The sequence below is a fragment of the Paracoccus sp. KR1-242 genome (assembly GCF_049446195.1).
Lineage (GTDB): Bacteria > Pseudomonadota > Alphaproteobacteria > Rhodobacterales > Rhodobacteraceae > Paracoccus > Paracoccus broussonetiae.
This window is the reverse complement of sequence record NZ_JBMSED010000002.1, coordinates 120182-138688: the sequence shown is the minus strand read 5'-3', so window position 1 is coordinate 138688 and position 18507 is coordinate 120182. Positions and strand designations below refer to the sequence as shown.

Here is an 18507-nt window from a genome sequence, read left to right as displayed (position 1 = left end):
CAGAGGAATGCGCGGCCCAAGTCAGGGAAGGTCGTCGGAAAGGGGCTGGGCCTATTCTATGGCAAGGCCGCCCCGTCCCGCAGCTGCATGGCCGGCCCGCGCTTCGGCCCGGGCGGCGATCAGGAATTCGCTGCGGTCCGAGGCGCAGGCCAGGCAGATCGGCGCATGCCCGGCCGAGGGATCGCGGTCCATCTCATGCGCGATATAGGCCTGGTGGCAGTGATGGCAGCGGATGCGCGCGGACCAGGGGTCGTCGACCTCTTTGCGGGGATCATGGGGGCGATCCTCGACATACCAGCTGCGGCGGGCCACCCCCAAGGCGGCGGCATAGATGCCGACCGCGATGACCAGCGTGATCGGAGGCGCCCAGATCCCCCCGAAGCTGCCGCCAAAGACCAGAAGGAAGCAGCCCACGGCCGAGGCCAGAACCCACGCTCCCAACCCGCCGGGATTGACCAGCGGCACCCGGCCGGGACGGAATTCCAGCATGTCGGCCCGGATTCCGCGCAGATAGCACCAGCCGATATGCGTCATGGCCACCCCGACCCAGGCCACGATGATGACGCCCTGGAATTGCAGCGTCAGCAACAGGTAGCCGAAGACATTGGTCAGCATCACCAGGAAGATGACCACGGTCATGATGATGACCCAGACCGTGCGCGGCCACGAGATCTTGAAAGCCCGCGCGAAGAAGTTCTGCATGTTGGTCGAGGACAGGTAGAAGTTGATCGTGTTGATCCGTGTCTGGCTGACCCAGACCAGAAGCACGCCGAAGGGGCCCATCAGCGCGACGATGCCGATGATGGCCGAAGTCTCGGACAGCGCACCCTCGATCGGGATGGTATGGGCGATGAAGATGCCCACGGCCCCGTTGATCAGCAGCGTCACGGCATAGAAGGGGATGCCGAAGGTGTAGTTGCCGTTGAAGGCCGAATCCTGTTTCCGGCCAAAGCGGGCCACGTCCCAGGTCATCATCACCACGACCCAGACGCCCATGTAGACGGTAAAGGCGAACCACCAGCCGGGCACGCCGACATCGACGCCGCCCGCCGGAAGGTTGGTCAGCCAGTCCCCGGAATAGCCGTGCGAGGCGATCGCCCAGATCACGCAGGCCATCAGCCCCAGCACGTAAAGCGGCAGCAGGATGCCGTTGATCCGGTCCAGCCAGGTCCGCACGCCGCGCATGACCAGCGGCGCGCTGTATAGGCAGACGATGAAATACCACAGGCTCATCGGGCCGCCGAAATAGTCCTGAAGCGCGATGGCGACGATCGTGCCTTCGGCGATGGCGTAATAGGTGATGGTGACGCCGAACAGCAGCGCCGCGAAGGTCGCGCCGACCTGCCCGAAGACTGCGCGCGAAAACAGCGCGACGCTGGTGCCGCTGCGCGCCGCGAAACGCGCGGCGATGTTGCACAGGATGCCATAGACCACCGTCGAAAGGGCGATGCCGATCAGGGTGTTGACGGTTCCGACGGTCAGGGCGACGGTGCTGCCGACGACGACCCAGAACATCGCGCTCATCAGGCCGAACCAGGCCATCGACAGCGAGAATCTGGAACTGCGCCAGGTCGGGGGCACGATGTGCAGCGAGAAATCCTCGGCCGCGGCGTGCCGCAGCACCTCGGGTTCGTCGTGATAGATGATTTCGGGCGGGGGAATGCTTCCGGCAAGGGTCATGGTTTCAGACTCCTGAGGGTGAAGGGGGGCGGAACCGGGCATCCGGCACGCATCAGGCACAGGCCGACGGGCGATCCCGAAAGGCCGCGAGGTTTCCGTGCAGACTGTGGCTTGTGATCGTCCGCGACAGCTTCGGTCCGGTTGCGCCGAAAGGCGGGCAGGGGGGAGGCTGCCTTTTCATGCGCTGGCAGAAGCTGGTCGCGGGCGGGGTGCGTCGTCCGGTATCCGCGTGAATTCCGTCGGGTGGGGGCGGCGGCTTGCGTCGCCGCCCCCGGTATTCATCACCGCCTCAGGCGGCGATGCGGGCGCGATCGGCGGCTTCCTTGCTGAGCACGGCCAGGGTCTTGCCCCAATAGGGGACGACCCGGCGCTTCATCATCTCGCGGAATTGCCGCGTCGTGTTTTCCAGCAGCTGGCCGTTGCCCCAGTCCAGGATGACGCCGTATTGCCGGATGCAATCCATGTCGATGAACTCGCCCGAGCGATAGCGCGCGGCGATGGATTCGGGGTCTTCGTCAAGCCAGGCCAGCCGGGATTCGGCGATCCGCTTGCGCTCGGTGATGGTGGCTTCGGCATCGACCTCGTATTCGGCCAGGTCGCGGTCGATCACCCGGATCACGACGCCATAGTCGATCAGCGCGCGCTCGACGCTGACATATTCGTCGGCCACGTCTTCGCAGACCAGTTGCGGGTCGCGCATCAGGGGATCGCCAACCCCGCCACCCCCGGCCGAGGGCCGGGTGAAGACGTCATCCAGCTCGACCGGAAGGTTCGAGAAGATGGACCCCAGATAGCGCTGCTTTTCGGTGCCCTTGTTCAGCCAGACGCCATGCGGGATCGAGGGCAGGCCCCCCCACATGCCCCAGGTGACAGAGCGTTCGCGGTCGCAGCAATAGGACACGACGATCCGCTCTCCCTCAAAGACCGAACCGCCCTTTTCGGCGCCAAGCCCGCCGCGGGATTCACCGGGACCGGCCGAGTCCTGCACGAAGTCGTGGCACTTGGTCAGGACCGGGGCAAGGCGCTCTTGCCCCTCAAGCGGCTGGACGCCGTATTGCGCACCGAAGACGGGGGCGGTGGCGTTGAAGCCGTCGCGCCCGTTGCGCCCGCCCCAGCCGCCGGCCATCCAGTCATACCACATGAAATAGGGGCGGCCCTGGATCCGGGTATCGCGCCCGCCGACCAGCAGGTATTCAAGGTTGAAGGCGCAGCCCATCGTCCGTTCGGGCAGGATATCCGCCCACAGCCCGAAGACCGAGTTCATCAGCTTTTCGAACGGTCCCGAACAGAAGCCCGCGCAGGGGCTGGGCCATTCCGCGTTGACGACGGTGCCCGGCTCTCCGACATTGACGGTGACGGCGCGATACAGGCCCGAATTCAGCGGCAGGTCCGGGAACTGGTATTTCGTGCCCGCGACGATCCCCGCGAAAGACCCGCCATAGGCCGCGTTCAGGAAGGTCGAGATCTGCGGATGCGACCCCGACAGGTCGTAATGCGCGTGGTTTCCGTCGATGGTGAACTTGATCTTGATCGGGATAAGCCCTTCCTCAAGCTTGGGGTCCTGGTCGATGTAATCCTCGGCATACCAGGTGCCGTCCGGCAGCTCGGCCAGGCGGTTGCGCATCAGCACCTCGACCCAGTCCTGCACCTCGCGGAAGGCGGTCTTGATGGTCTCGACGCCGTATTTGTCGCAAAGCCGCTGGATCTCGCGCTCGGCGACGGCGGTCGCTTCGGCCTGGGCCTGCATGTCGCCGATGACGTCGCCGGGGTTGCGGGTGTTCGCGGCGATCATGCGCGCCACGTCGTCCAGCCAGACGCCCTTGCGCCAGACCCGGACGGGGGTGATGCGCAGCCCCTCGCCCATATGGTCAAGGGCGGTGATGTTGAACGAGCCGGGCGTCGCCCCGCCCATATCCGCCCAATGGCCGTTGGCCTGCGAATAGCCGATCAGTTCGCCCTTGTAGAACATCGGGCGCAGGATCCGGGTGTCGTTGAAATGGCTGCCGCCCCGGAAGGGATCGTTGATGATGAAGACGTCGCCCGGATTGATGTCGTCACCGAATTCCTCGATGATCGCCTTGCAGGTATAGTGCAGCGTGCCGACATGGGCCGCGATGTCGCCGGTCCCCTGCATCACCAGGTTCCCCTGCGGATCGCTAAGGCCCGAGGAAAAGTCGCGGCAATAGATCACGAACGAATAGCAGGTCCGAAGCAGCTGCTCGGCCATCTGGTCGACGATGTTGACAAAGGCGTTGCGCAGCACCTCGAAGGTGATCGGGTCAAGCTCGGACTTGAAGACGGTCAGGCGCTCGGCCGGGGGCGGAGGCGACTGGATGCCCTTGTCGGACAGCCCGGCAAACTTGTTCTTGCTGGTCATTGGATATGTCCTTCGTGTTCCTGTTGGGGGCGCCGGTCAGGCCGCGCCAAGCTTGATCTGGATGTTCAGCCATTCGTCGATATAGGCCACGTCGCCCGGAGGGATGACGGTGGTCGAGTCGAGCTGGTCGATGATCGCGGGGCCCTTGATCGAGACGCCCGCAGGCAGGTTCTCGCGGTCGTAAAGCGCGGTGGTCACGGCTTTCTGCTGGCCGTGGAACCAGACCTCGCGCGTGCCCTTGGACGTGGCGCGGGCCTGCGGATCGATCGTGACCCGCGGGAAGGAGGGCTTCGGCGTGACCCCGATCGCGCGGACCGTCAGGCGATAGACCTCGACGGGGAAATCCTCGCGGCGGAAGTTGTGGGCCTTTTCGTATTCGTCGTGGAAGATCGCCAGCGCCTCGTCCATCGAGGCGACCTGACGCGGGACCGGAACCGCCAGCGAGCGCCATTGACCGCGATAGCGCATGTCGACGAAGCGCTGGAAGGTCATGTCCCCGGCCGCGACGCCGTCGCGTTCCAGACGGTCGCGGCCTTCATGTTCAAGGCGCTGGAAGGCAGCCTCGATATCGGCCGGATCGGCCGAGGCGGCGTCCTTGAAGAACATCTGGGTCACGTCATGCTGGACATCGACCAGCATGCAGCCGACCGCCGAGGTCACGCCGGGATTGGGCGGCACGATCACCACGGGAATGTTCAGTTCGCGTGCGATGTCGACCCCGTGCAGGGGGCCCGCCCCGCCGAATGCGACCAGCGCGAAGTCCCGCGGATCATGTCCACGCGCGATCGAGATCAGGCGCACCGCGTCGGCCATGTTGGCATTGGCGACGCGCAGCGTGGCCAGCGATGCCTCGACCGTGTCCAGTTCCAGCGGCTTTGCGATCTTCTGCATCGCCTCAAGTGCCGCGTCGCGGTTCAAGGCCTTCTTGCCGCCCGCCAGGGAATCGCCGACGCGGCCAAGGATGATGTTCGCATCCGTGTTGGTCGGTTCGGTCCCGCCCGCCTTGTAGCAGGCCGGGCCGGGGGTCGAGCCGGCCGATTGCGGTCCGTTGCGCAGCGATCCCGCCTTGTCCAGCCACGAGATCGAGCCGCCGCCCGCGCCGATCGTCAACACCTCGATCGAGGGGAAGCAGATCGGGTGGCCCCAGTCGACCTCCCATTTGTCGGTCATCCGCAGGTGGCCGTTCTCGGCCAGCGAAATGTCCGCCGAGGTGCCGCCCATGTCCAGACCGATGGCGTTGCTGTATCCGCAAAGCTCGGCGAAATACTTGCTGGCGATGGCCCCCGCCGCAATCCCCGATGCCGCAAGCCGGGCTGCGTATTTCTCGGCCGTGGCCGGGGTCATGACTCCGCCGCCCGAATGCAGCAGCAGGACGTCGGCGCTGTAGCCGGCCTCGGTCGTGCGCCGTTCGATATCGCGGGCATAGGGGCGGATGATCGGCGCCAGGATCGTGTTCGCCACCGTGGTCGAGAAGCGGTCATCCTCAAAAATCTCGGGATGGGTCTCGTGCGAGGTGGTAATCGCGACGTCCGGGCCCAGTTCCTCGGCCAGAATCTCGGCCATCCTCAGTTCATGCGCGCCGTTGACGTATGAGTTGATGAAGCAGACGGCGACCGCGGTGACCTGCCGCTTGCGCAGGATGCGGGCGATTTCGCGGGCCTGCACCTCGTCCAGCGGCTCGATGATCTCGCCCCGGTAATTGATGCGCTCGCCCACGACGAAACGATCGCGGCGGCGGACATAGGGGGGCGTTCCCTCCTTGTAGGCGTCCCAGGGATCCTCCCTTGTTCCACGCCCGATTTCCAGGACATCGCGAAAGCCACGGGTCGTCACCATTGCCGCGGGCTTGAAATTGCGCGTAATCAGCGCATTCGTCGCGACCGTGGTGCCGTGGGTGAACAATTCGACATCGTGCCAATCGATATCGGCCGCCTCTGCCCCGTTCATGATGGCGTCGATGGGATTTAGCGTGCTGGGGACTTTCGCGACCGTCTGGTTTCCATCCGAATCCAGGACGAAAATATCGGTGAATGTCCCGCCCACATCAATTGCAAGACGCACGCGTGCTTTCTGCGGTGCCGAGCCTATGCCCGCTCCGTCCATGCTCATTATGACATTCCTTTTGATTTGCGTGAGCAAAGTGATCCACAAAGCGCAGATCGCGCCATGTGAGAGACTGCATTTGATTTTGAGGGAGATGTCCTGCATCAGAAGGCACAGGTCGCGCCAAGCCGATGTTCGGCATTCTTCGTTGAATGCCAGTTCAGTTTACGCGATGACCTCGTGCGGCGACAAATGTTTTTTGCGGGCATCGCGGGGGCAGGGAAAGCGACATGAATTCAGATGCGTAATTGATATGCACAAGGGGCCGAAAGACCGTGAAAGCGAGGTTTGGCCCGATGGTGGGTGCCGGTCCTGCGATCAGAATTGTGACGGTTTCGTGGCGCTGGAAGTCCGCCCGGCCCATGCCTGCGAATCACCCGGAAATGCGGGCGGGGCTTCGGGAATCGCTGCCTCTGCCCAGCAGGTTGTCCGCCCAGGGCCGGTGCCCCATCGGGGACTGCGCTGCGGCGTCGGCAGGGTTGGCGCGACGGATTTGCCGATTATTGCGGCAGTGGCGAATTGCCGCTTCCCCGGTCAATTCGGGCGCGCCCGATCATCGGGTCGGGTTTGAACAATTGTTGACCGGTCATCGGCCCTCACATAGTGTCCCCTTCACGCAGGGAGCTGCCGCCAAAGCCGGGCCAATGGAATTCAGCGAAAGGCTTGCGCAATATGAAAAGTGATGAACCTATTCATATCGGGGTATTGTTTTCCAAATCCGGGTGGACTGCGGTGACCGAACGCAGCATGTTATCCGCCACCGAATTTGCCATTGATGAAATCAATCAGGCGGGCGGCATCAATGGCCGCGAACTTTTGCCCGTCTATCGCGATCCGATGGGCGACCCGGCCTCGTACCGGGAATTGGCTCTGGATTTGCTGCGGGAAAGCAAGGTCAAGGTCATATTGGGCTGCTATACCTCGCAACAGCGGAAATCGGTGCTGAGCATATTGGACAAGGAAGCCGGTCTTTTATGTTACCCGGCGCAATATGAAGGCTTCGAATATTCCGAGAACATCGTCTATTTCGGTGCGGTGCCGAACCAGAACAGCCTGCTGCTGGCGCAATATCTGCTGGAAGAGCCTGCCCCGCGCCTGTTCATCGTCGGCTCGGACTATGTCTGGCCGCGCGAATCCGGCCGGATCATGGCAGATCTTATCGCCTCGGGCGGCGGAGAGGTGGTGGGCCAGCGCTATCTTGGGGTTGATGCGACCGCGCGCGACTTTGACGAACTGGTCCGCGACATCCGGCGCTGCAGGCCCGATGTGATCTTCAACAATTTCGTCGGCCATTCCAACATGCAGTTCTATGCCGCCTATGGCGAGAACGGCCTTGATGCGGACGGGATGCTGGTCGCCAGCCTGACCACGAGCGAGGCCGATATCCGCGAGATCGGGGCCTCGGCGGTCGCGGGGCATGTCACCGCCGCGACCTATTTCGCGTCGCAGACCAACCGCTCCAACCGCGCCTGCCTTGACCGCTTTGCCGCGATGCGGGGTGAGCCGCCGGATGCCAACATGTGCTGGGACGCTGCCTATACGCAGACGCATGTGGTGGCGCAGGCCATGTCGCAATGCGACCCGGACAGCATCAGCTCGGTCCGGTCGGAGATTCTGGGCAGGTCCTTCGATGCCCCGCAGGGGATGGTGATGATCGACCGCCTGAACGCGCATAGCTGCGTCTGGCCCAAGATCGGCATCGCCCGCAAGGACGGCCAGTTCGACATCGTCGCGGAAACCGACCGGGCCGTGCCGCCCGATCCGTATCGGACCGTCTATACCCTGGCCGAGGATGGCGAGATGCCGGCGGATGACGCCACGCCCCGCATCCTGCATTCGGGCAGGGTTCAAACCCATGCGCACGGCCCCGGAGCCGAGCTTTTGCTGAACCGGGCCAGGTAGTCCACTCCGTTCGTCCAGAAGGATCCGAGATGCGGCCTGCACGAAGCGAGCCCTATGCCAGCGAAAAAGAGCAGCCCTTTCTGATCAAGGACCTGCGTTCCCTGAAGATATTGCTTGTTCAGCCCGCGAATGGCGAGGGCGTGGCCCTGCGCTCGCATCTTCAGCGGATCGGCTGCGACGTCCGGGAATCCTGGCCGCCGCCGATCTCCTACCCCGAGGATGTGGACATCGTCTTCGTGATGGTCGACCGGGTGATCGAAAGCAAGCTGACCTTTCACTGGCAGGCGGACGATCCCTCGGCGGTGCTGATCGCGGTGATCGACTATGAAAGCCCGCTGGCCATCGACAGGCTGCTGCACATGCGGGTGAATGCGGTGATCGGGTTGCCGATCCGGCCCTTCGGGATTCTCACCAACCTTCTGGCGGCGGTCAACAACCACCGGCGCGAACAGCGGTTGCGCCTGAACCTGTCCCGCCTGCAGGCCAAGCTGGAATCCTGTCGCCGGGTCGAGCGGGCGAAGCTGGCGGTCATGCTGACCGACAGCCATTCCGAGGAAGAGGCCTACGGCATCCTGCGCCATCTGGCGATGCAGCGCCGCACCACCGTCGACGCCGTCTCAAGCGAGATCCTGTCCGGCCTGAACTGGCGCGAGGACGAGGCCAGCCGCGCCGGACGCTAGCCGCGTGGGTTGGCTTCGGGGGGATGGGCCGGGCGGGTGCTGTCCCTGACGATCAGTTCGCCGGTGATGAGAACCTTGCTGGCCGGCTGGGGCTTGCGCGCCTGAAGCAGGTCGTCCAGCAGGCGGATCGCCATGGTGCCGATCCGACGCTTCGGCACGTTGATCGAGGTCAGCGCGGGCTGGGTCATCGCGCTCATCGGCAGGTTGTCGAAGCCGACGACCGAGACATCGCCCGGCACGTCATGGCCGGTTTCGCGCAACGCCCGGATGAAGCCATGCGCGATGATGTCATTGGCGCAGAAATAGGCCTGGGCGATCTGGCTGCGGCCGGACAGCTGCTGCAGGCTGTCGCGATGCGCCCCCTCCAGCGTGGAATCGACGGACAGGATCGCGTCCGGGTCTTCGTGCAGGCCAAGGCTTTGCATGGCCTGGGAAAAGGCGCGGCGGCGCAGGGCGAAATTGGTGACCTGCGCGTCGCTGCCGACCATCCCGATCCGCGTGAAGCCGCATCCGGCCAGATGCTCGACGGCGGAATGGACGGCCTGGTCATTGTCCATGTCGACGAAGTTCAGGTTCAGGAAGGGATGATAGGTGTCGATGAACACCATCGGGCGGGGCAGCGCCGCGATCTGGCGCACCTCGGCCTGCGACAGTTCGGTCCCCAGGATGACCGCGCCGCGCAATCCGCCGTCGCGCAGGCTTGCCGCGATGTCGGGGATCTCGGCCGCGTCCAGGCTGACCACCTGCAGCGAATATCCCCGCCGCGTCGCCTCGTGCGACATGCCGTCGATGTAATCGGCGATGAAATGGTTGTGGTCGCGGTTCACCGTATGGCCGTGCCGCGCGATCTTGAGAAACCGGATCGTGGTTGCGCTTTCGTCACGGGGCCGGGCGCGCCGCGGCATATAGTTGAAATGCTCGATCGATTCCAGAACGCGCAGGCGCGTCGCCTCGGAGATCTCGCCCTTGCCGTTCAGCACCAGCGAGGCCGTTGCGGCCGAGACCCCGGCGCGCGCGGCCACTTGCCTTAGGGTGATCGCCTTTGGCGGGTCTTTCTGCATGATCGTCGGCCTCAAGTTCTTCATGTTCACTAAACAGGAATGGCTGCGGACGCCACCGGGCAAAACCGGCTGGGAATCATATTGAACGAAGCGGAAATACTTGCTAGCAATTTAGTAAATCAACATCATGTTTACTAAACCGTGGGGAGGCGGCATGAGTAAGCTGGATGGACGCCTTGGCGTGTTGATGCTGCTGGTCGTCGCGCTGCTGGCGATCGGCGGTGCGGTTTCGGGCGGAACCTATCTTTCCGCCTTCAACCTGCAATCCATGGCAAGCCAGGTTCCGGAGATCGGGCTGCTGGCCATCGGCGTGATGCTGGCCATGTCGGCAGGCAATGGCGGGATCGACCTGTCGGGAATCGCGCTTGCGAACCTGGCCGGGGTCGCGGCCGGGTTGCTGGTCAAGGATCTGGTATCGGTCGATGACGCGCCTTGGACCTTCTCGCTGGCCTTTGCCGGGGTCGCGGTGCTGGTCGGGCTGGCGGGCGGGCTGCTGAACGGGCTGATCATCGCGCGGCTGGGCATCACGCCAATCCTTTGCACGCTGGGCACGCAGATGCTGTTCACCGGGCTGACGGTCGTGATCTCGGACGGGCGCGCGGTCACCATCGGTTCGCCCGAGCCGCTTTACCAGCTGGGCAATGGCGTCATCCTCGGGCTGCCGATCGGCTTCCTGATCTTCGTCCTGATCGCGCTGGTGCTGGGGGCGGTGCTGCGCTTCACCCCGTTCGGGCTGCGCCTGATGCTGACCGGGGCGAACCCGCGCGCGGCCGGGTTCTGCGGCTTCGACAAGGCGCGGATCTTTACCGTCACCTATGCTTTGTCAGGGATGCTGGCGGGATGCGCGGGGGTCATCATCGCCGCGCGCAACGTCAACGTGAAATGGGATTACGGCACCAGCTATCTGCTGATCGCGATCCTGATCGCGGTGATGGCGGGCGTCCGGCCCGAGGGGGGCTATGGCCGCGTGACCTGCGTGGTGCTGTCGGCCGTCGTCCTGCAACTGCTGTCAAGCCTGCTGAATTTCGTCGGCCTGTCGAATTTCGTCCGCGATCTCGCTTGGGGGGCGCTGCTTCTGGCGTTCCTGGCGATTGGCCGCTTTGGCGTGATCGAACGGCTGGCAAGCCACCTGCCCATACCGCGCCGTTCTCGCGCGGCGCAGGACTGAACTGCGATCTTCGAGGACATGGAGGGAGGAGAAAAATGAAGAAAGTTCTGAAACTTGGTCTTGTCGCGGCCTTTCTGGCTTCGGGCGCAAGCGCGGCCCTGGCCGAAGGCACCATCACCACGGTCGTCAAGATCAGCGGCATCCCGTGGTTCGACCGCATGGAAACCGGCGTGAAGAAATTCGCCGAGGAGAACCCGGACTATACCATCTCGCAGGTGGGACCGGCCACGGCGGATTCCGCGCAGCAATTGCAGATCGTGCAGGATCTGGTGGCCAAGGGCACGCAGGCGCTGGCGGTGGTGCCGATGGACCCCGCCATCCTTGAGGGGATCTTCAAGCGGGCGATGGACCGCGGCACGATCATCGTCACGCACGAGGCCGACAACCAGGCCAATACGATGGTCGATGTCGAGGCCTTCGACAACGCCCAGTATGGCGCGGCGCTGAACAAGCGGTTGGCGGATTGCATGGGCGGCGAAGGCAAGTGGACGACCTTCGTCGGCTCGCTGGGCAGCCGCACCCACATGCAATGGGTCGGCGCGGGCGAGGAGAATGCCAAGACCCATCCGGGCATGGTGCTGGTCGATCCGAACAACGAAAGCTTCGACGACGCCAACGCCACCTATGAGAAGGCCAAGGAGATCCTGCGCAAGCATCCTGACATCAAGGGCTTCCAGACCTCGGCCGGGAATGATGTGCTGGGTGTCGGCCGCGCGATCGAGGAAGCCGGGCTTCAGGGCAAGGTCTGCCTTGTCGGGACCGGGTTGCCCAACCCCTCGGCCGCGTATCTGGACAGCGGCGCGATCACGGCCATCGGCTTCTGGGATCCGCAGAAGGCGGGCATGGCGATGAACGCCGTCGCCAAGCTGCTGATCGAGGGGAAAGAGCTGACCGACGGCATGGATCTGGGCGTCGAGGGCTATGACAAGGTCACGCTGAAGGACGGCCCGGGCACCGGCAAGCTGTTGATCGGCAACGGCATGGTCCTGGCAGACAAGACGACCTACAAGGACTTCCTGTTCTGACAGTCCGCCCGCCGGGGCGTGGCCGTCAGCCGCGCCCCGGCCTTTGTCCTTACGACGGGGTCGCAGATGTCCGACAACCAGCCCGATCCGCCCTTCCTTGAGCTGCGCGGCATCCACAAGCGTTTCGGCGGCGTCCATGCGCTGCGTGGCGTGGACATGCAGATCCGCGCGGGCCAGCCCTATCACCTGCTGGGCGAGAATGGCTGCGGCAAAAGCACCGTCATCAAGATCATGTCCGGCGCCCATGCCCCCAGCGAGGGCGAGATCCTGCTGGACGGAACCCCGCATCCCAGGCTGACGCCCATCCAGGCGCTGCAGGCCGGGATCGAGACCGTCTATCAGGATCTGTCGCTTTTGCCGAACCTGACCGTGGCCGAAAACGTGGCCCTGGCCGAGCAACTGGTCAGCGGCGGGGGGCGGCTGCTGCGCGGGCTGGACCGCGGCGGCCTGACCAGCGTGGCCGAGCAGGCGGTCGGGCAGGTCGGCCTTGATCCCTCTCGCGCGCTGATGGCGACACCGGCCGGCGACCTGCCTTTGGCGGTCCGCCAAAGGGTCGCCATCGCCCGCGCCATCGCGCAAGAGGCGCGCCTGGTCATCATGGACGAGCCCACCACCTCGTTGACCCGGCACGAGGTCGAAACCCTGATCGAGGTCGTCCGCCATCTTTGCGCCAAGGGCGTCGCGGTGCTGTTCGTCACCCACAAGCTTGAGGAATGCTACCGCATCGGCGGGCAGGCCGTCGTGTTCCGCGATGGGAAATCGGTGGGGCAGGGGCCGATCGAAGGCTATACCCGCGCCGAGCTGTCGCAGCTGATGACCGGCCGCGCGATCGAGGCGCGGCGCTATCGTGCTGCCGCGCCGCAGGACGGCATCCTGCTGACGCTGGACCAGCTTGGCTCGGGCGAGGCGTTCGGCAATGTCGATCTTGACCTGCACCGGGGCGAGATCGTCGGCATTACCGGGCTGTCGGATTCGGGGCGGAACGAACTGGCGCTGGCGCTGGCCGGGCATCGCCCCGTCACCGACGGCAATATCCGCATCGAGGGGCGGGCACTCAGCCTGTCCAGCCCGGCAGACGCCATCGCCGAAGGCATCGGCTATGTCCCCGAGGACCGGCTGGCCGACGGGCTTTTCATCGAGAAATCCATCTATGAAAATGCCGTGACGCTGGTCCTGGACAAGCTTGGCGGCGCGCTGGGGACCATCGACAAGGCCAAAGGGCGGGCGGCTGCACGGCGGATCTCCGAGGCGATGCAGCTGAACACCTCGGATATCGACCTGCCGGTGGGCGCGCTGTCGGGCGGTAACCAGCAGCGCGTGCTGATCGGCCGCTGGCTCAGCATCGAGCCGCGCCTGCTGATCCTGCACGGCCCCACGGTCGGGGTCGATGTCGGCTCCAAGGACCGGATCTATCGCGCGATGCAGGCAATGGCGGAACGGGGGATCGCGCTCATCATCGTGTCGGACGACCTGCCGGAGCTTTTGCAGAACTGCGACCGCATCCTGGTGATGAACGCGGGCCGCGTCCGGGCCGAACTGGACGGCGCCACCGCGACCGAAAACGACATCTACAAGGCCATGCTGGCCGCCAAAGAGACCGTGGAATGACCATGACGGATGCGCCCAAGGACACCCCCATTCGCCGCGCCTCGGCCCCGGATCGCGGGCAGGGCGGATTGCTGGACCTGTTCGGCCGCCGCCCCGAGCTTGTCAGCCTGGGCCTGCTGATCGGCATCTGCGTGATCGTCGCGGCGATCAACCCGGCCTTCCTGCAACCCTCGTCCCTGATCGATCTGGGGCGCGCCAGCGTCGTGACCGGGTTGTTCGCGCTGGGGGTCTTTGCCGTGCTAGCGGCGGGCGGCATCGATGTCAGCTTTACCGCCATCGCGGCGCTGACCATGTATTCGATCACGCTTTTCGTGCTGCGGCTTGCGCCCGAAACGCCGGTCTGGGTCATTATTCCGGTCGCCATCCTGTCCGGCGCGGCGCTTGGCGCGGTGAACGGGCTTCTGGTCCACGGCCTGCGGGTCGCGTCCCTGATCGTCACCATCGGGACGCAATACCTGTTCCGGGGCATCCTGCTGGCCTTCATCGGGACGGTCTGGCTGATGGAGCTGCCCCCGCAGATGGTCGCCTTTGGCAAGGCGTCCCTGATGGACATCACCACGGCCAATGGCGCGGTGGTGACGCTGCCGGTCTATTTCCTGATCTTTCCGGCGGTGGCGCTGATCACCTGGCTGATCTTTACCCGCACGCTGATGGGGCGGGCGATCTTTGCCAGCGGCGGCAATGCCGAGGTCGCGGCCCGGCTGGGCTATGACCAGCGGCTGGTTCATGTCTTTGTCTTTGCCTATGCCGGCGCGCTGGCCGGGCTGGCAGGCATCATCCATGTCTGCGCGAACCGGATGGCGAACCCCTTTGACCTGGTCGGGACCGAAATCGGGGTGATCGCCGCCGTCGTGCTGGGCGGGGCGCGGATCACCGGGGGGACCGGCTCGGTCTTTGGCACGGTGGTGGGCGTCCTGCTGATCACCGTGGTCAGCAACTCGCTGGTGCTGGTCGGCATCCCGTCAAGCTGGCAGCGCGTCGTCGTCGGTGCCTTCATCCTTCTTGCGGCGGCCTTTTTCGTAAAGCGCCGCCGTCACCTGCAATCCCATATCGCGAAGTGACATCATGAAGAAATTGCTGAACAAACCCGAAGATTTCGTCGACGAGATGCTGGATGGGATCTATCGCGCCCATCCCGAGGTGACGCATGTCGCAGGGGATCTGCGCTGCTATGTCACCGCGGCACCCGTCAAGGGCAAGGTCGGGATCGTGACGGGCGGCGGATCGGGGCACCTGCCGACCTTCCTTGGCTTTGTCGGCAAGGGGATGCTGGACGGTTGCGCGGTGGGCGGCGTGTTCCAGTCGCCCAGCTCGGACCAGATCCTGCAGGTGACGCGCCATGTCGATCAGGGTGCGGGCGTTCTTTACCTTTACGGAAACTATACCGGCGACATCATGAATTTCGACATGGCGGGCGAGCTGGCCGAGATCGAGGATATCCAGATCCGCACGGTCATCGGCAATGACGACGTCGCCTCGTCCGTGGTCGGCGAGGAACACAAGCGCCGCGGCGTCGCAGGGATCTTCTTCATCTACAAGGCCGCGGGGGCGGCGGCGGCGCGGATGCTGCCGCTGGACGAGGTCGCGCGGCTGGCCGACAAGGTGCGCAGCCGCACCCGGACCATGGGCGTCGCCCTGTCGCCCTGCATCATCCCCGAAGTCGGCCGCCCCGGATTTCAGATCGGCGCGGAGGAAATGGAAATCGGCATGGGCATCCACGGCGAACCCGGCATCTCGCGCGAGGCGCTGCTGCCAGCCGACGCGGTGGTGGACCGGATCATGGATCGCATCCTTGCCGAGACCGATTACGCCCGCGGGGATGAGGTTGCGGTTCTGGTCAACGGCTTGGGCGCGACACCTCTGGAAGAGCTTTACATCATCTTCCGCCGCGTCTCGCAGGTGATGGAGGGGCGCGGGGTGACGATCCGCCATGTCTGGGTCGGTGAATTCGCGACCTCGATGGAGATGGCAGGGGCCTCGGTTTCGATCCTGCATCTGGACGACGAGATCGAGCCCCTGATCGCGGCCGGGGCACAGACACCCTTCTTCCGCCATTTCGGCGAGTGAGGCGCGGATGGCCTTCACCACCGATGACATCACCCGCCTGTTCGATGCCTTCGCCCGGCGCTTCGCCGCGGAACGCGAGGCGCTGATCGCGCTGGATGGCAAGGTCGGCGACAGCGATCTGGGCATCACCATGTCCAAGGGCTTTGCCGCCGCCCACGACGCCGTCGCCGATCTGGCTGCGCCGGTTCCGGCGGGGCAGATGAAGGCGGCGGGCGCGGCGCTGGCCAAGGCCGCGCCCTCGACGATGGGCACGCTGATGGCGACGGGTTTCCTGCGCGGATCGAAGGCGGTCGAGGGTGCCGGGACTCTGGACCTGACCGAGCTTGCGGGTTTCTGGCGCGCCTTTGCCGATGGCGTCGCGCAACGCGGCAAGGCCAGGCCCGGCGACAAGACGGTGCTGGACGTGCTGGAACCGGTCGCGGCCTCGCTTGAGGCATCCGCCCGGCAGGGTCTTGGCCTGACCGATGCGCTGGCCGCGGCGGTGACGGTGGCGGATGCGGCGTTGCAGGCGACGCGCGACATGGTCGCCCAGCATGGCAAGGCCGCCGCCTTTGCCGAAAAGTCCCGTGGCCTGCCCGATGCCGGGGCGACGGTCGCCGTGATGCTGATCGAAACCATGCGGGACACGGCCGCGGCCTAGGCGCGCGAACAGGGGGAAAAGATGGACTATCGTCAATTGGGCAGATCCGGGCTGAGCGTCCCCGTCCTGACGCTGGGGACCTTCACCTTTGGCGGCGCGGGGCCGTTCGGCATGGTCGGCCAGCAGGGCGTCGCCGAGGCGCGCGAGCTGATCGATTGCGCGCTGGACCTGGGCATCGGCATGGTCGACACCGCCAACATGTATTCGACCGGCCTTGCCGAGGAGATCCTGGGCGAGGCGCTGGCGGGCCGGCGCGACCGGGTCCTGATCTCGTCCAAGGCGCGGATGCGGATCGGCGAGGGCGCGAACGATCAGGGCGCAAGCCGCTGGCACCTGATCCGCGAATGCGAACGCAGCCTGACGCGGCTTCGCACCGACCATATCGACATCTATCACATCCACGAATGGGACGGGCAGACCCCGGTCGAGGAGACGATGGCGGCGCTGGACATGCTGGTCGCGCAGGGCAAGATCCGCTACGCGGGCTGCTCGAACTATACCGGCTGGCAGCTGATGAAATCCCTGATGGCGTCCGAGCGGCACAACCTGACCCGCTTCGTCACCCAGCAGATCCATTACACGATCGAGGCGCGCGAGGCGGAATACGAGCTTTTGCCGATCGCGCTGGACCAGGGCGTCGGCGTCACCGTCTGGAGCCCGCTGGCGGCGGGCCTTCTCAGCGGCAAGCATCGCGGGGGGCGGATCGCGCTGGAAAGCCGGCAAGCCAATGGCTGGACCGAGCCCCCGATCCGCGATCCCGCCCGGCTTTGGGCCATCGTCGACGAGCTGGCGGCGATCGGTGAAAGCCACGGGGTCGAGGCGGCGCAGGTGGCGCTGGCCTGGCTGCTGACGCGCCCCGGCATTGCCAGTCTGGTCGTCGGAGCGCGCAGCCGCGACCAGCTGGAACGCAATGCCCGCGCCCTTGCGATCAGCCTGACCGGGGACCAGCTTGCCCGCCTGGACAAGCTGAGCCGCCCGCCGATGATCTATCCGCACTGGCATCAGGAGCAGTTCGCCAAGCCCCGCTTTGGCGGCCCCGAATTCGCGCTGCACCCAAGGGTCGGGGCGGACGAGCGGCCTTTTCAGCAATAACGCTCGATAAAGGCCATCTGGTGGTCGCCGTAACGGTCGCCATGCGCGAATCCGGGCGGCAGGATGCGGTCGATTTCGGCGATGTCCGCCGCGGTCAGTGGGGCAGGGTCCCAATCGCCCAGATGGTCGGCCGTGCGCGTGCCGGGGATCGGGATGATGTGGTCCCCCTGCGCCAGAACCCACCCCAGCGCGGCCCCCGCGACCGTCCATCCGCGATCGGCGCAAAGCGCGCGGAAGGGCGCGATCACCGCAAGGTTGGCCGAAAAGTTCGGCTCGACAAAGCGGGGGTTGGTGTCGCGGAAATCGATCCCGGCGCGGAAATCGCGCTTCAGCGGAGCGCGACCCAGCATGCCACGCGCCAAGGGCGAAAACGCGACGAAGGCCACGCCCAGATCCTTGCAGGCCTGGATCAGGCCAAGCTGGGGCAGGCGCGTCCACAGGGAAAACTCGCTTTGCACGGCGGTCACGGGATGTTCGGCATGGGCGCGGCGCAGGGTGGCGGGCGCGATCTCGGACAGGCCATAGCCGCCGATCTTTCCCTCCTGCACAAGCTTCGCCATGGTCCCGGCCAGATCCTCGACCGGAATGGCGGGCTGGCGGCGGTGGATATAGTAAAGATCGATGTGATCGCGCTTCAGCCGTCGCAGCGATTCTTCAAGGCATTGGCGGATATAGGGCTCGTCATTGCGGACCTCGCGCGGGGGGCCGCTGACGATGGCGCATTTCGTGGCAAGGTGGATGTCCTGCCGGCCCCATTTGCCAAGGATCTGTTCGGACACGCCCATGCCATAGATGTTGGCCGTGTCCAAATGGCTGATGCCCCGGTCCGCGGCGGCGTCAAGACAGGCCAGCGACGTCGTCTCGTCCGTGGGGCCGAAGATTCCGCCAAAGCTCATCGTGCCAAGGCCGATGGCGCCGACCTGTCGCGTGCCCAGCTGTCGTTGTTCCATGCCCGTCTCCTTTTGCCGCGGTGCGGCAGGGAAGCGCGATGTGCGCCGCGCGTCAAGCGAAAGTGCCCGCATGACAGGTGCTTAGCTTGCGTCGCGGGTCTTGGTCGCGGGCGGTTTCGGCGGCGGGACGCCCATCACGTTCTTGTAGAGGAAC

14 protein-coding genes are annotated in these 18507 nt (G+C 65.2%); 9 read left to right on the top strand and 5 right to left on the bottom strand.

Annotation, left to right across the window (positions count from 1 at the left end):
* Positions 1 to 51: 51 nt before the first annotated feature.
* The 3 genes from ACO2Q4_RS04185 to ACO2Q4_RS04175 all read right to left on the bottom strand — a co-directional run bounded on the left by ACO2Q4_RS04185 (position 52) and on the right by ACO2Q4_RS04175 (position 6166).
* The gene (locus tag ACO2Q4_RS04185; RefSeq protein ID WP_423317489.1) at positions 52 to 1680 is read right to left on the bottom strand and encodes a purine-cytosine permease family protein; all 1629 of its coding nucleotides are present in this window, start codon (positions 1678 to 1680) and stop codon (positions 52 to 54) included.
* Positions 1681 to 1969: 289 nt separating this feature from the next.
* Positions 1970 to 4057, bottom strand: coding sequence for a hydantoinase B/oxoprolinase family protein (locus ACO2Q4_RS04180; protein ID WP_311759502.1), 2088 nt, complete (start codon positions 4055 to 4057; stop codon positions 1970 to 1972).
* A gap of 36 nt (positions 4058 to 4093) precedes the next feature.
* Positions 4094 to 6166, bottom strand: a complete 2073-nt coding sequence (locus tag ACO2Q4_RS04175) for a hydantoinase/oxoprolinase family protein (RefSeq protein WP_395131811.1) — start codon at positions 6164 to 6166, stop codon at positions 4094 to 4096.
* A 666-nt stretch (positions 6167 to 6832) separates the two neighbouring features.
* On the opposite strand from ACO2Q4_RS04175, the gene ACO2Q4_RS04170 reads away from it, so the two are divergent.
* Both ACO2Q4_RS04170 and ACO2Q4_RS04165 read left to right on the top strand, forming a co-directional pair.
* Complete coding sequence (locus tag ACO2Q4_RS04170) at positions 6833 to 8062, top strand: transporter substrate-binding domain-containing protein (protein ID WP_423317487.1); 1230 nt, start codon at positions 6833 to 6835, stop codon at positions 8060 to 8062.
* Positions 8063 to 8091: 29 nt separating this feature from the next.
* Positions 8092 to 8742, top strand: a complete 651-nt coding sequence (locus ACO2Q4_RS04165) for an ANTAR domain-containing response regulator (RefSeq protein WP_395131810.1) — start codon at positions 8092 to 8094, stop codon at positions 8740 to 8742.
* Here the strand turns inward: ACO2Q4_RS04165 and ACO2Q4_RS04160 are convergent.
* Entirely contained in the window at positions 8739 to 9803 is a 1065-nt protein-coding gene (locus tag ACO2Q4_RS04160) for a LacI family DNA-binding transcriptional regulator (protein WP_423317485.1), read from the bottom strand. The two genes, ACO2Q4_RS04165 and ACO2Q4_RS04160, sit on opposite strands and share 4 nt — an antisense overlap.
* Positions 9804 to 9957: 154 nt before the next feature.
* Here ACO2Q4_RS04160 and ACO2Q4_RS04155 point away from each other — a divergent pair, with 154 nt between their 5' ends.
* From ACO2Q4_RS04155 to ACO2Q4_RS04125, 7 genes are all read left to right on the top strand, one after another.
* A complete protein-coding gene (locus ACO2Q4_RS04155) occupies positions 9958 to 10971 on the top strand; it encodes an ABC transporter permease (RefSeq protein ID WP_423317483.1) in 1014 nt (337 codons plus the stop codon).
* Between the two features lie 35 nt (positions 10972 to 11006).
* Positions 11007 to 11996, top strand: coding sequence for a substrate-binding domain-containing protein (locus tag ACO2Q4_RS04150; protein ID WP_311759508.1), 990 nt, complete (start codon positions 11007 to 11009; stop codon positions 11994 to 11996).
* 66 nt (positions 11997 to 12062) lie between these two features.
* On the top strand, positions 12063 to 13604 hold the full coding sequence (locus tag ACO2Q4_RS04145) for a sugar ABC transporter ATP-binding protein (protein ID WP_423317480.1): 1542 nt from the start codon (positions 12063 to 12065) through the stop codon (positions 13602 to 13604).
* Positions 13601 to 14665, top strand: coding sequence for an ABC transporter permease (locus ACO2Q4_RS04140; protein WP_311759510.1), 1065 nt, complete (start codon positions 13601 to 13603; stop codon positions 14663 to 14665). Before ACO2Q4_RS04145 ends, ACO2Q4_RS04140 begins: the two co-directional genes overlap by 4 nt.
* 4 nt (positions 14666 to 14669) lie before the next feature.
* Complete coding sequence (locus tag ACO2Q4_RS04135; RefSeq protein WP_423317478.1) at positions 14670 to 15671, top strand: dihydroxyacetone kinase subunit DhaK; 1002 nt, start codon at positions 14670 to 14672, stop codon at positions 15669 to 15671.
* A gap of 7 nt (positions 15672 to 15678) precedes the next feature.
* On the top strand, positions 15679 to 16311 hold the full coding sequence (locus ACO2Q4_RS04130; RefSeq protein WP_423317476.1) for a dihydroxyacetone kinase subunit L: 633 nt from the start codon (positions 15679 to 15681) through the stop codon (positions 16309 to 16311).
* Positions 16312 to 16332: 21 nt separating this feature from the next.
* Entirely contained in the window at positions 16333 to 17403 is a 1071-nt protein-coding gene (locus ACO2Q4_RS04125) for an aldo/keto reductase (protein ID WP_423317474.1), read from the top strand.
* Here the strand turns inward: ACO2Q4_RS04125 and ACO2Q4_RS04120 are convergent.
* Complete coding sequence (locus tag ACO2Q4_RS04120) at positions 17394 to 18353, bottom strand: aldo/keto reductase (RefSeq protein ID WP_423317472.1); 960 nt, start codon at positions 18351 to 18353, stop codon at positions 17394 to 17396. The two genes, ACO2Q4_RS04125 and ACO2Q4_RS04120, sit on opposite strands and share 10 nt — an antisense overlap.
* Positions 18354 to 18507: the final 154 nt, after the last annotated feature.

What these genes read in the sequence shown, in the direction of transcription:
- ACO2Q4_RS04125 (WP_423317474.1), top strand. Translation starts at nt 16,333, where the DNA reads ATGGACTATCGTCAATTGGGCAGATCCGGGCTGAGCGTCCCCGTCCTG.
- ACO2Q4_RS04155 (WP_423317483.1), top strand. Translation starts at nt 9,958, where the DNA reads ATGAGTAAGCTGGATGGACGCCTTGGCGTGTTGATGCTGCTGGTCGTC.
- ACO2Q4_RS04130 (WP_423317476.1), top strand. Translation starts at nt 15,679, where the DNA reads ATGGCCTTCACCACCGATGACATCACCCGCCTGTTCGATGCCTTCGCC.
- ACO2Q4_RS04145 (WP_423317480.1), top strand. Translation starts at nt 12,063, where the DNA reads ATGTCCGACAACCAGCCCGATCCGCCCTTCCTTGAGCTGCGCGGCATC.
- ACO2Q4_RS04170 (WP_423317487.1), top strand. Translation starts at nt 6,833, where the DNA reads ATGAAAAGTGATGAACCTATTCATATCGGGGTATTGTTTTCCAAATCC.
- ACO2Q4_RS04140 (WP_311759510.1), top strand. Translation starts at nt 13,601, where the DNA reads ATGACCATGACGGATGCGCCCAAGGACACCCCCATTCGCCGCGCCTCG.
- ACO2Q4_RS04135 (WP_423317478.1), top strand. Translation starts at nt 14,670, where the DNA reads ATGAAGAAATTGCTGAACAAACCCGAAGATTTCGTCGACGAGATGCTG.
- ACO2Q4_RS04180 (WP_311759502.1), bottom strand. Translation starts at nt 4,057, where the DNA reads ATGACCAGCAAGAACAAGTTTGCCGGGCTGTCCGACAAGGGCATCCAG.
- ACO2Q4_RS04165 (WP_395131810.1), top strand. Translation starts at nt 8,092, where the DNA reads ATGCGGCCTGCACGAAGCGAGCCCTATGCCAGCGAAAAAGAGCAGCCC.
- ACO2Q4_RS04175 (WP_395131811.1), bottom strand. Translation starts at nt 6,166, where the DNA reads ATGAGCATGGACGGAGCGGGCATAGGCTCGGCACCGCAGAAAGCACGC.
- ACO2Q4_RS04150 (WP_311759508.1), top strand. Translation starts at nt 11,007, where the DNA reads ATGAAGAAAGTTCTGAAACTTGGTCTTGTCGCGGCCTTTCTGGCTTCG.
- ACO2Q4_RS04160 (WP_423317485.1), bottom strand. Translation starts at nt 9,803, where the DNA reads ATGCAGAAAGACCCGCCAAAGGCGATCACCCTAAGGCAAGTGGCCGCG.
- ACO2Q4_RS04120 (WP_423317472.1), bottom strand. Translation starts at nt 18,353, where the DNA reads ATGGAACAACGACAGCTGGGCACGCGACAGGTCGGCGCCATCGGCCTT.
- ACO2Q4_RS04185 (WP_423317489.1), bottom strand. Translation starts at nt 1,680, where the DNA reads ATGACCCTTGCCGGAAGCATTCCCCCGCCCGAAATCATCTATCACGAC.